We start from the raw sequence: 12187 nt of genomic DNA on the forward strand, positions 1-12187 counted from the left end.
GGAGCGCGACCGTTTTTGTGTGGCCACGTGCTCTTGTGCCGGAGTTATCCTTTCTGGCATGTCGGCTCCGCGTGATGTACGGAATGACCGCAAGAACGGCGTCACGAAGTTCTGCCTCGCGATGGAAGAGCATCGCCGGACGGAGGCCGGGCGCGTCCGCACCGCGCGCGAGATGGTCGACTTCTTCTTCCCGCGCAGCGGCGCGGAGACCGTCGACAAGATCTTCCTCCACATCCCGCCCGAGGTGCGCGGCCCGATCGTGTCGGACTGGGGCGTCCGCGGCGCCAAGTCCGCGGTCCGCGACACCGACGAGAAGATCAAGCAGGTCGTGTCGGACGCGCTCGCCGCGGGCGACATCGACGAGGCGATCTTCGAGGAGGGCGTGAACGCGCAGGTGCTCATCGACTGGGCGCCGCTCTCGGAGTGGTGGCAGTTCTGGCGCACGGGCAAGCTCACCGGCGTCGCGATCCAGAAGGCGCTCGCGGTCGCGCGTGACCTCCTCCTCTTCGACGATCGCTGGTTCCTCCTCAACGTGGACGGCCGCGGCGGCAAGCTGAAGGGCACCGACACGCTGTGCGACACGCTCTCGAAGGACCAGATCATCGCGTGGATCCGGAAGGTCCACGAGTCGGGCGACGGCTCGCCGGCGGGCCTCATCGGCGCGCTCGGCTGGGAGACGGTCCTCACGAAGACCTCGCAGGAGGCGCTCCTCTTCGCGCTCGACGCGTTCGCGAAGAAGGTCGGCCTCGTCACCGCGCCCGCGCCGCCCGAGCAGCCCGAGGAGTCGCCCGTCTCCGATCCGGAGATCCCCGGCTTCGAGCCTCCGGGCGACGGAAACGCCTGGTCCGCGTCGGGCTCCTCGGCGAAGGCCGACGACGGCGCGAGCGTCTGGGGCGACAGCCGCGCCCCGGCCGGCGCCGCCGCCCCCGCGCAGTCGGGCACGATGCTCACGACCGACGACGAAGCCCCGCTCTCCTTCGGCGGCACGCCCCGCAAAGGTCGTTAACCTTCAGAGGATCGCGATCGCCTTCAGCTCGAGGAGGCGTTCGACGAGGGTGACGACCTCTTCCGGGAGCATGCCCGTCACGTCGACGAGGGTGCGGAGCGGGGTCTTGCCGTCGATGTGCATCAGCACGAACGCGGCGCGGTGATCGAGCGGGAGCGCGAGCATCTCGCGATCGTCGACGAGGCGGCGCGGGATGGCGCCGAGCGCGAGGCGCGGGCGCGGCGTCGGGATCGTCGGCCGCGTGTTCTCGTCATGGCTGCTCGGGGCGCGGGGGCGCGCGGTCTCGCGGAGGTGCGGCGAGGTCGCGCCGGACGAGGCGCCGCCCAGGTCGTAGCGTTTGCGGAGCTGGCTCCGCTGCTGCGACGCGCCGCCGACGTCGTCGGCGTCGTAGGACGTCACTCTGCGTTTCTTGTTTTCCGTCACGAGAACGAGTCTCCGCGCTTGACCTTCCATCTTCACAGACGTCCTTCTCGAGTCAACCGTACGGCCAACGATATTCCCGGTTCAGGGGGAGCATGTGCGATGCGTCGTTTTTCTTCGGCACGGCGTCTGCTTCGCCTCGGTGCGTGAGCGCCAATTCGACGATCTCCCGCGTATCCCGACCGACGGACGAGAGCGTGCCGCCGAGCCTCCCTGCCGCGGCGCCGTACGTCTCGAAGACGCGGAAGTGGGCGCTCGTCGCCGTCGTCGTCGCGTCGCTGCTCCTCGCCGCGTCGGTCGCGGCGCCGCTCTGGATCCCGATCGTGCTCGGGTGCGTGATGGCGATCTCCGCGCACCGCGCCTACGGCGTGCTCGCGCGGAAGCTCGGCGATCGGCGGTCGCTCGCGGCCGGCCTCGTCACGCTCGCGGCGGGGCTCACGCTCGCGATCGTCGGGACGCTCGTCCTCGTCGCGCTCGCGAGCGAGCTCATGAAGATCGTGAGCCACCTCGACATGAAGAGCGAGGGCGCGCTCGAAGGCATCATCGGCGAGCGCATGACGCGCTGGCTCGGTGAGGCCGGCGTCGACACGGCGAAGGTCTACGCGTGGGCGCAGGGGCAGCTCGAAGACGCGGCGGCCGCGGCGGCGGGGGCGGCGGCGGTGGTGCTGCGCACGACGAGCCAGGCCATCCTCGGCCTCGTCGTGGCGCTGATGACGATGTTCTACATGCTCCGCGAAGGCGCCTCGTTCGCGCGGCGCATCGAGGCGATCGCTCCGCTCGAGCCGCGTCACACCCGCGCGCTCCTCGTCGAGGCGCGCGACGTCGGGCGCACCGCGTTCATCGGCACGCTCGCGACCGCGGCGGTGCAGGGCGTGCTCGCCGGCATCGGCTACGCGGCGCTCGGCGTCCCGCAGCCGATCACGTGGGCGGTGGTCACCGCGTTCGCCTCCTTCCTCCCCGTCATCGGCACGCTCGTGGTCTGGGTCCCGATCTGCGGGTGGCTCGTGTTCGACGGGCATCCCGTGCGCGCGCTCCTCCTCGCGATCTGGGGCGTGCTCGTGGTGACGTCGCTCGCCGACTACGTCATCCGCCCGCGCATCGTCGGCCGCCGCGGCCACGGGCACCCGCTCCTCACGCTCATCGCGCTCCTCGGCGGCATCGAGGTCTTCGGGCTCGCGGGCCTCATCATCGCGCCCATCATCATGAGCGTCTCCGTCGCCGCGTTCCGCATCTACGAGCGCGAGGTGAGGGCCGCCGACGCGCCGGCGCAGCTGTAGCGCCGGCGTCGATTGGCGCATCCTGCCTCAGTTTTTCGGGCCGAAACCGGCGGGAAAGCGGCGCGGCACGATGGAGCGGAGCGTGCTTGTGCTGTCCGCCGTGGACACCGAGACCGAGCGCCCGTCCTTCGAGGTGGAGCCGAAGGGCTCGGTGATCCGCCTCGCCGGGCGCCTGCGGATGCCCGACGCGCCGGCGCTCTGGAAGGAGGTCCGCGCCGCGACGGACGAGGCGAAGAAGGGCTCGCTCACGATCGACCTGTCGGACGCGACCGCGATCGACGGCGGCGTCATGTCGCTCCTCGTCGCGCTCCGCACCGACCTCCACGCGCGCGGGGTGAAAGCGGAGATCGAGGGGACCCCGGAGCAGTTCCTCCCGCTCGTCGAGCTCTACGAAGCGAAGAAACCTCCACAGAAGCGGAAGACACGAAAGCCGGAGGGGCTCGTCGAGAACGTGGGCCGCGCCACGTCGGAGGTCGGGAGCGAGCTCTCGCAGGTCATCTCGTTCTTCGGCGAGATGGTCATCGCGGCGGTCGGCCTCGTCCGGCACCCGCGCTCGGGGCACTGGAAGGAGATCCCGCCGCTCGTGAACAAGGCGGGCGCCGACGCGCTCCCGATCGTCGTCCTCATCAACTTCCTCGTCGGCTTCGTCATGGCCTACCAGTCGGCGAAGCAGCTCAAGCAGTTCGGCGCGAACGTCTACGTCGCGGACCTCGTCGGCCTCTCCGTGACGCGCGAGCTCGCGCCGCTCATGACGGCGATCATCGTCTGCGGCCGCTCCGGCGCCGCGTTCGCGGCGGAGATCGGGTCGATGAAGGTCTCCGAGGAGGTCGACGCGCTGCGCACGCTCGGCCTCCGTCCGTTCTCGTGGCTCGTCCTCCCGCGCGTCCTCGCGCTCATGATCGTCACGCCGCTCCTCACCGTCATCGGCGACATCATCGGCGTGCTCGGCGGCCTCTTCGTCGCGGTGACGAGCCTCGACATCACGCCGCGCGGCTACCTGATCGAGACGCAGAAGGCGATGGAGCTCTGGGACGTCCAGCACGGCGTCTGCAAGAGCTTCGCCTTCGCGCTCGCGATCGGGCTCATCGCCTGCCAGCAGGGCTTCGCCGCGTCGGGCGGCGCGGAGGGCGTCGGCCGGCGCACCACCTCCACCGTCGTCGCGTCGCTCTTCGCGCTCGTCGTCCTCGACGCGCTCTTCACCGTCGTCTTCCGGTTCTTCGGCCTCTGATCTGCTCCCATGGAACACGCACCGCTCTCCCGCCGCCCCGGTCTGCCGCCGCCGCGCAAGCGCATCGCGCCGGCGCTGCCGCGGACGAAGGTCGAGGACATCATCGAGGTCGAGCACCTCACGATGGGCTGGGGCGACGTCGTCCTCCAGGAGGACCTCTCGTTCGAGGTGAAGCGCGGCGAGATCTTCGCCATCCTCGGCGGCTCGGGCTGCGGGAAGTCGACGCTCCTACGCTACCTCATCGGCCTCGAGCCGATCACGAAGGGCGGCACGGTGTGCGTCGCGGGGCGGACCGACCTCGATCTCGACGAGGGCCTCCCGCCGTTCGGCGTCATGTTCCAGGCCGGCGCGCTCTTCGGCTCCTCGACCGTGGGCGAGAACGTGGAGCTGCCGCTCGAGGAGTGGACCGACCTCACCCCCGACGCGATCGCGGCGATCGCGCGCGCGAAGCTGAAGCTCGTCGGCCTCGAGAACGCTTACGACAAGTTCCCGAGCGAGCTCTCCGGCGGCATGAAGAAGCGCGCCGCGATCGCGCGCGCCCTCGCGCTGGAGCCGGAGCTCGTGTTCTTCGACGAGCCGAGCGCGGGCCTCGATCCGATCACGTCGTCGGAGCTCGACGACCTCATCGTCACGCTCAACGAGTCGCTCGGCCTCACCGTCGTGATCGTGACGCACGAGCTCGAGAGCATCTTCCACATCGTGACGCGGGGGATCATGCTCGACAAGGCGTCGAAGTCGATCATCGCCGACGGTCCGCCGCGCGAGCTCGCGAAGAGCGACGACCCGCGCGTGCGCAACTTCTTCCAGCGTCGATCGCGAGACGAGTAGACAACCATGGCCGCACCTACCAACCACTTCAAGCTCGGGCTCTTCGTCATCCTCTCCTTCTCGGCGATGGTCGTCGCCGTCGTCGTCCTCGGCGCCCACGCGATGAAGAAGGACACCACGAAGTACCACACGTACTTCAACGAGTCGGTCCAGGGCCTCGACGTCGGGTCGCCGGTGAAGTTCCGCGGCGTGACGATCGGCTTCGTCTCCGCGATCGAGATCGCGCCGGACCATCGCCACGTCGACGTCACGGAGGAGCTGGACGTGAAGGACATCCGGCGCCTCGGCCTCGCGGAGAAGTCGACCGGCCCGCTCGACCGCGCGAAGTTCAACGTCCCGCCCGACCTCCGCGCGCAGCTCGGCTCGCAGGGCGTGACGGGCGTGAAGTTCGTCGCGATCGACTTCTTCGATCCGAAGAGCACCCCGCCCCCGCCGCTCCCGTTCGAGCCGCGCCCGAACTACATCCCCGCCGCGCCGAGCCTGATGAAGAACCTCGAGGACACGATCACGAAGGCGATGGAGAGCGTCCCCGAGCTCGTCGACGCGGTCGTGAAGACGGCGTCGCGCATCGAGCGCATGGTCGCGCGTCTCGAGGAGGAGGACGTGGGCGGCCAGGCCTCGCAGGCGATCAGGCACGCCGATCAGGTCCTCACGAACCTCAACGGCGCGATCACGCACCTCGATCAGGCGAACCTCCCCGCGAAGACGGCGGAGACGATGGACGACGTGCACAAGGCGGTGAACAAGCTGAACGCGGTCCTCGACAAGGTCGACGGCGAGAGCGGCCTCATCGCGAGCATCACGCGCACGTCCGACGCGTTCGGGACGCTCGGCCGCGGCGCGAGCGGCACCAACCGCGAGCTCGAGTCGACGCTGCGCGAGGTCCGCGAGGCGGCGGAGAGCATCCGCGTCCTCACCGACGCGCTCGAGCGCGACCCCGACATGTTCCTCAAGGGCCGCGCGAAGGCGAAGGCGAAGAGCGAGAAGTAGCGATGAGCAGCCAACCGATCCGGACCCTGGGCCTCGGCCTCCTCTTCCTCGGGCTCGTTCCCGCCTGCGCGCTCACCTCGAAGGCGGACGCCCTCGCGATCCGCTGGTACACGCCGGAGAACACGCGCCCGCGCCTGACGAGCGCGGCGACGCAGGGCGGCGTGATCGCGGAGGACGCGCTCCAGGTGCAGCTCGGCCGCGTGACGTCGGGCCTCAACCTGCGCGAGAAGATCGCGTACCGCGACTCGACGTTCGAGCAGGGCTTCTACGACGACAAGCGCTGGACGGAGCGCCCGGAGGTCTACGTCCGCCGCGAGCTGGAGCGCACCCTCTTCGAGGAGCACGGCTTCCGCCGCGCGCTCGCGTCGCAGGCCCCGGCCCTCGAGGTGGAGGTCGTCGCCTTCGAGGAGGTCATCGGCCCCGGCGAGGCTCACTCCGCGCGGGTGCAGCTCAAGGTCGTCGTCCACGACGACCACGACGCGCTCCTGGAGAAGACCTTCACGGTGGAGCGCCCCGTCGCCGCCGACCCAAAGGGGTTCGCGGGCGTGGTGCAAGCCATGGCCCAAGCCCTCGACGCCGCCGCCGAGGAGATAACCACCGCCACCGCCCGCGCGGTCCGCACCAACGCACAGACGAAGGCGAGCACGACGACACTGCCGAAGTAGCGCATCGTCCCGTCTCCTCTTGAGCCCCTCGGCGAGGGAGTCGATGCCGTATCCTCGGCGGATGCCCGACCTCTCGCTGAAGGCCCTGGAGCTTCGCTACCTCGCGGCGATCGGCGTCGCCGTCGCCGGGTGCCGGAGCTCTTCGGCGCGTCCCGAACCTCCGAGCGACGGAGCCGCGGCGGCGAGCGTCTCCGCGCCGGTCGCTTCCGTCGTCGTCGACGCTCCGCCGGTCGACGCGGCGCCGTCGGCGACGGCGACGGCGAGCGACCCGGCGCCGCCGCATCACGGGAAGCTCCTCACGCGCGGGCAGAACGTCGGCGGCGCGGGGTACTGCTTTCCCGCCGAGCGCGCGGACGGCGGCGTGGGCGCGGGCGGCTATCCCGTCGCCGCGTGCGCGACGTCGGGGTGGGCCCTCGTGCGCCCCGACGACGAGCCGATCGCCGGCCTGCACGCCTTTTCTCCAACGGACGTCGGCACACAGATCGCGCGCAAGACCTACGCGAACGCCTGCTGCTACACGATCTCGCGTCCTCCCCGCGGTCGCGCGCTCCGTGTCGGCGGTGTGCCGACCGTCGCGCCGGTCGAGCCGCGCGCCGATTGGAGCCGCGCGTGCCCGGTCGCGACCGCGCCGCCTCGGCTGCACGCTGCGCTCGAGCGGGCGTGGCGTGAAGCGGCGCGCGTCGAGCACGCATCCGTCGCGTCGTTCGCGCGCTTTGCCCTCGACCTCCTCGCGCTCGGGGCGCCGCCGCACCTCGTCGAAGCCGCGCATCGCGCCGCGCTGGAGGAGATCGAGCACACGAAGATCTGCTTCGGCGAGGCGCGCCGCTATGGGGGCCATGACGTTGGACCGGCGCCGCTCGTCGTTCCGGCCGTCGCGGGCGCGCGCGACGCGGAGACGATCGCGTTCGAGACGTTCGTCGACGGGTGCATCGGCGAGACGATCGCGGCGGTGGAGGCGCGCGCCGCCGCCGCGCGCGCGATCGAGCCGTCGACCCGCCGCGCGCTCGAGACGATCGCGGAGGACGAAGCGCGCCACGCCGAGCTCGCGTGGGCCGCCTTCGCGTTCGCGGCGCCGCGGACGGCGACCTTCGCCGCGCGGCTGGAGGAGGTCCTGCAGACGCGCGCGATCGACGCCGACGACGAGAGCGACGACCTCGCAGACTACGGCGTCCTCGGCGCGCGCGAGAGACGGGCGATCGCCGAGACGGTCACCCGTCACGTCATCCGACCCTGCTTCGAGGCGTGGCGCGCGTGACGGCGCGGTAAGCACGCCGCGCCCGCGGGGTGGCTGCGCTATAAGTCCCGTCGCGATGACGGAGCCCGAAGGATCGGACGTCGAAGACCTCCGCGAGCGCCTCGAGGTGTTCGGCGCCTTCATGGGCGGCATCATCATGGAGTTCGATCGCGAGCTCCGGTACGAGCGCATCTGGACCGCGCAGCCGGGGCTCCTCGCGCTGCCGCCCGAGGACCTCATCGGGCGCCACGTGCGCGACGTCATCGGCGCCCGGGAGATGACGCTCATCGAGGAGGCCGTCGCGCGGCTCGAGGCGACCGGCGAGCCCGTCGCGCTCGACTACGTCCTCGACGTCCCCGACGGACGGCGCTCGTTCTCCGCCGAGGTCCGCCTCCGCCACGCCGGAGATCGGCCGACGTACCTCATGCTCATCCGCGACGTGACGGAGGAGCGCGCGCTCGAGGCGAAGTTGCTCCAGACCGAGCGCCTCGCCGCGCTCGGCCTCCTCGCCGCGAGCGTCATGCACGAGATCCGGCAGCCGCTCGCGTACCTCCTCACCAGCATCGAGGTCGTGGAGCGCGAGCTCGCCGGCGCCGCGCTGGGGGCCACGACGACCGGCTCGCTCGCGAACATCCGCGACGGCGGACGCCGCATCGCCGAGATCGCGGGGAGCCTCGATTTCCTCGCCGGGCGGCGCGAGCGCAGGACGAGCGCCTTCGACGTGCGCGTCCCGATCCAGGCCGCGCTCGACCTCTGCTCCAGCGCGCTCGCGGGCGTCGTGCTCGACCGCGACACGCCGCAGCCGCTCCGCGTCCACGGCGACGAGAGCGAGCTCTGTCAGGTCATCACCAACCTCCTCCTCAACAGCGCGCAGTCCTTCGGTGACGGGAGCGCGGGCCCCCATCGCGTCGCGGTGCGGACGTCGCTCTACGACGGTCGCGTGAGCGTCGCGATCGAGGACAACGGCCCTGGCATTCCGGCGCCCTACCTGCCGCGCGTGTTCGATCCGTTCTTCACGACGAAGGACCGCGGCCGCGGCACCGGGCTCGGGCTCTTCATCTCACGGGGCATCGTCGAGGCGCAGGGCGGGACGCTCCGCATCACGAGCGAGAGCGGGCGCGGCACGACGGTGGAGGTGCTCCTCCCCGTCGCGCAGGACGAAGAGGGCTCCGTCGCGCCGATCTCGAGCACGAAGCCTTCCGCCGCGCGCCGTCGCTTGAAGCTGCTCGTCGTCGACGACGAACGCCGCTTTCGCGAGTCGCTCCGCCTCGCGCTCTCGGTCGACCACGACGTCGAGACCAACGACGGCGCTCGCGCGATCGCCGCGGTCGAGGCCGAGCCGGAGCGTTACGACCTCGTCCTCTGCGATCTGGCGATGGCCGGCGTCGACGGCGTCACCTTCCACGAGCGCATGCGCAGCCTCGGCGTCGCCGACCGCTTCATCCTCATGACCGGCGGCGCCTTCACCGCCCGCGCGGCCGACTTCGCCGCCTCCCAAGCATGCCCGGTGATCACGAAGCCCTTCGCGGTCGAAGAGCTCCTCGCCCTGATCGATCGCGTGCTCGTGAAACAGGCCCGCGCGGCGGGCGCGTAGGTGGCGGGAGAGCGGGCTCACCGCTGGAGGAGCCGCAGCACGAGCTCGCAGCGGGAGGTCACGCCCGCCTTGCGGTAGATCGACTCGAGCTGGTTCGCGATCGTCTTCGCGCTCACGCCGCGCTCGCGCGCGATCGCCGCGTTCGTCGCGCCGCGGAAGACGCGGAGCGCGACGTCACGTTCGGCCGCGGTGAGCTCCGGCGGGAAGACGGGCTCCGGCAGCGGGAACGACAACAACGCGACGTCGGGGCCCAGGTGCTCGACCTCCGCCCCGGCGGGGAGCGGGACGTGCGCCTCTTCTTCGTCGCCGCTCACGACGACGCCGCCGTCGTCCCGCTCAGCACGCGCACGAGCTCGGCGCGCGTCGAGAGGCCCAGCTTGCGCAGCGACCGATGGATGCACGAGGCGATCGTCCCCTCCGATACGCCGAGGTGATACGCGACCAGCTTGTCGGAGAAACCTCGTGCCGCGAGGCGCGACACCTGCGCCTCGAGCGGGGTGAGACCGCGCGGGTCGCGGACGTGCGCCTCGTTGCGATGGGCGAGGAGGTAGCGCTTTCCGTCGGCGTCGAAGCGCTCGACGAGCGACCAGCGTCCGTCGATGAGCCCGTTCCAGACCTCGAGCGCGTCGACGTCCCGCCCGCCGGCGCGACTGCGTGCCCGCTCGATCTCGTTCGCGCGAGCGACGAGGAGCTCGCGCGCGGTCGCGTCGCGTGCGTCGCCGTCCGCATGCACGACCCGCATCGACGCGTCGAGCACGGCACCTCCGGGCGTGGCGTCGACCCCGTCGAGACGAGCGCCGAGTCGCCGCCGCAACCGGAAGCCGGCCTTCACGTGCGCGCTCACCATCTGGAACGCGCGCCGCTCGGAGGTGTGGGGTTTGTCCGAGCGGCGCCGCGGTCCGACCAGCATCGTCGCGCCGTGATCGTCGATGTGATGGTTGATGAGATAGAGGAGCTCGGAGACTCCGTGCACGCCGAGCGTGTACATCCACCGCGGTCCGTAGGTTCGGACCTCGGAGTGGAGGCGATCGGGAGCCGCCTGCTCGATGCCGGTGCGAACGACCTTCTCGTAGAGCCGCGCTTGCAAGCGCTTCGCGAGGGGGAGCTTCGTCGTTCGAAGGCCGTCGAGGAGATCCGCCATCTCGCGTATGCGAGCCAGCGCCTGGACGCAGTCGGAGCTCCCGACGGCGAGCGGCGTCCGGATCGCCACGTGCGCGCCGACGAGGTCCACGTGATAGGCGAGGAGACCGTCCGTCTTCAGCACCGGAGCGGCGGAGCGCGCGACGTTCGTCAGCCAAGCTTCGTCGGTCCCCTGCCGCTCGTAGCAGGCTTCGACGAGCGCGATCGGATCCGGACGAGCGGGCACTGCTCCGCATTATCGCCCAAGGTCGCCCATTGGCTAGCGGGCGCGGGAGACGGGGAATTCGCCTTGCGAGAGCGGGGCGGAGTGGCGGGAGCGGAGGGTGCGCTTGATGACGAGCTCGACGTCGTCGGCGTTGACGGGTTTTACGAGGAAGGCGTCGGCGCCGATGGCGGAGAGGCGCTGCCACTCCTTCGGGCCGCCCGCGGCGGTGAGGACGATGATCGGCGTGCGCGAGCTCGCGTCGCTCGAACGAAGCGACGCGGTCAGCTTCGCGCCGTCGACCTCCGGCATCTCGAGGTCGACGAGGACGACCGAGTAGGGCTGGCTCTCGAAGGCCGCGAGGGCCTCGACGCCGTCGGTGACGAGATCGACCTGCGCGTGCGGGAAGCGCGCCTTCAGCGAAGAGCCGATGAGCTGGAGCCAGTCCTGATCGTCGTCGGCGACGAGGATGCGCTCCGGCTCGCGCGTGCCGTCATGCTCCGCGAGGAGGGCGCGGCGGAAGGCGCCGACCGACGCGTAGCGCTTGTTCGGATCCTTCGCGAGCGCGCGGAGGATGATCTCGTCGTAGCCGCGCGGCAGGTCGGGGCGGTACGTGCTCGGCGGGAGCGGGTCCTGGAGCACGTGCTGCGAGAGGACGTTCATGTCCGTCGCGCCGAGGAAGGGAGGGCGGCCGGTGAAGAGCTCGTAGGCGAGGCAGCCGAGCGCGTAGATGTCGCGGCGATCGGCGATGTCGGGGACGTCCTCCTCCGCGAGCGCCGCCTCCGGCGCCATGTAGAGCGCGCTGCCGACGACGACGTTCGCGCTCGCGTCCGCCTCCATGATGCGCGCGACGCCGAGGTCGCCGACGCGCACGCGGCCGCTCTGCTCGAGGAGCAGGTTCGACGGCTTGATGTCGCGATGGACCGTGTGGCTGTGATGGATCGCCTCGACGCCGTGGCAGGCTTGATCGAGGATGCGCACCGCCTCGTCGAGGTCGGGCATCATGTTCGGCGGGCGCGCGCGGAGCCAGTGCTCCACCGTCGTGCCCTCGACGTACTCCATCACGAAGTAGGGGACGTCGCCGTGGTAGCCGAACGCGTAGACGTGGACGACGTTCGCGTGAGAGACGCGGGCCATCGCGCGCGCCTCGTTGTCGAAGAACGTGCGCATCTCCGGGAACGCGAAGAGCTCCGGCTTGATGAGCTTGATCGCGACGCGGCGATCGAGGCGCTCGTCGTGCGCCTGCGCGACGACGCCCATGCCGCCGACGCCGAGCGTGCGCTCGATGCGGTAGGTGCGGTCGACGAGGTCGCCCGGCTTCAGCCCCACCGCCGCGAGCGACTCGTCCGTCGCGACCACGTCCGGCGGCGGCGGCGGCTCCGCCTTCTCGAGGACCGCGCTCACCGGGCCGTCGGCGCGCACGACCGTCGGCGCGTTGCCCGACGCGATCGGGACGAGGGCGCTCGGACGGATGACAGCGGCGGGGTGCGGCACGGGCGGTACGCCGCGGCCCGACGGAACGGACGCTGCCGGCATCTGGGGGCCGGTCGCCTTCATGAGATCGGTCTCCTTGCGAGATGCCGGTCCGTGGTGGAGCGGCGCG

At 71.1% G+C, this 12187-nt stretch carries 12 protein-coding genes; 8 read left to right on the forward strand and 4 right to left on the reverse strand.

The features are described from left to right. Window positions 1–58: 58 nt before the first annotated feature. Window positions 59–1006: a hypothetical protein gene (locus KF837_01515; protein ID MBX3225954.1), complete on the forward strand. Its 948-nt coding sequence runs from the start codon at window positions 59–61 to the stop codon at window positions 1004–1006. 3 nt (window positions 1007–1009) lie between these two features. On the opposite strand, the gene KF837_01520 is transcribed toward KF837_01515, so the two are convergent. Continuing rightward, window positions 1010–1405 (reverse strand): hypothetical protein, encoded by a 396-nt coding sequence (locus KF837_01520; GenBank protein MBX3225955.1) that lies wholly within the window; start codon window positions 1403–1405, stop codon window positions 1010–1012. 218 nt (window positions 1406–1623) lie between these two features. Between KF837_01520 and KF837_01525 the strand changes: the two genes are divergently transcribed. The 7 genes from KF837_01525 (at window position 1624) to KF837_01555 (ending at window position 9242) form a co-directional block, all read left to right on the forward strand. Beyond that, window positions 1624–2703: an AI-2E family transporter gene (locus KF837_01525; GenBank protein ID MBX3225956.1), complete on the forward strand. Its 1080-nt coding sequence runs from the start codon at window positions 1624–1626 to the stop codon at window positions 2701–2703. Window positions 2704–2803: 100 nt separating this feature from the next. Then, a complete protein-coding gene (locus KF837_01530) occupies window positions 2804–3931 on the forward strand; it encodes an MlaE family lipid ABC transporter permease subunit (GenBank protein MBX3225957.1) in 1128 nt (375 codons plus the stop codon). A 9-nt stretch (window positions 3932–3940) separates the two neighbouring features. Then, entirely contained in the window at window positions 3941–4759 is an 819-nt protein-coding gene (locus KF837_01535) for an ATP-binding cassette domain-containing protein (protein MBX3225958.1), read from the forward strand. A 6-nt stretch (window positions 4760–4765) separates the two neighbouring features. Then, the gene (locus KF837_01540) at window positions 4766–5749 is read left to right on the forward strand and encodes an MCE family protein (protein MBX3225959.1); all 984 of its coding nucleotides are present in this window, start codon (window positions 4766–4768) and stop codon (window positions 5747–5749) included. A 2-nt stretch (window positions 5750–5751) separates the two neighbouring features. Further along, entirely contained in the window at window positions 5752–6414 is a 663-nt protein-coding gene (locus KF837_01545; GenBank protein ID MBX3225960.1) for a membrane integrity-associated transporter subunit PqiC, read from the forward strand. Between the two features lie 61 nt (window positions 6415–6475). Continuing rightward, window positions 6476–7669 (forward strand): ferritin-like domain-containing protein, encoded by a 1194-nt coding sequence (locus KF837_01550; GenBank protein MBX3225961.1) that lies wholly within the window; start codon window positions 6476–6478, stop codon window positions 7667–7669. Between the two features lie 55 nt (window positions 7670–7724). Next, on the forward strand, window positions 7725–9242 hold the full coding sequence (locus tag KF837_01555; protein ID MBX3225962.1) for a response regulator: 1518 nt from the start codon (window positions 7725–7727) through the stop codon (window positions 9240–9242). Window positions 9243–9259: 17 nt separating this feature from the next. Here the strand turns inward: KF837_01555 and KF837_01560 are convergent, their stop codons facing one another. The 3 genes from KF837_01560 to KF837_01570 are packed head-to-tail and all read right to left on the reverse strand — an operon-like array spanning window position 9260 to window position 12141. After that, complete coding sequence (locus KF837_01560) at window positions 9260–9556, reverse strand: helix-turn-helix transcriptional regulator (protein MBX3225963.1); 297 nt, start codon at window positions 9554–9556, stop codon at window positions 9260–9262. Next, window positions 9553–10608 carry a hypothetical protein gene (locus KF837_01565; GenBank protein MBX3225964.1) on the reverse strand — a complete coding sequence of 352 codons (1056 nt, stop codon included), beginning with the start codon at window positions 10606–10608 and terminating at the stop codon, window positions 9553–9555. Before KF837_01565 ends, KF837_01560 begins: the two co-directional genes overlap by 4 nt. Window positions 10609–10641: 33 nt before the next feature. Continuing rightward, on the reverse strand, window positions 10642–12141 hold the full coding sequence (locus tag KF837_01570; protein MBX3225965.1) for a protein kinase: 1500 nt from the start codon (window positions 12139–12141) through the stop codon (window positions 10642–10644). Between the last annotated feature and the right edge of the window lie 46 nt (window positions 12142–12187).

The organism is Labilithrix sp. (assembly GCA_019637155.1).
Classification (GTDB): Bacteria; Myxococcota_A; Polyangia; order Polyangiales; family Polyangiaceae; genus Labilithrix.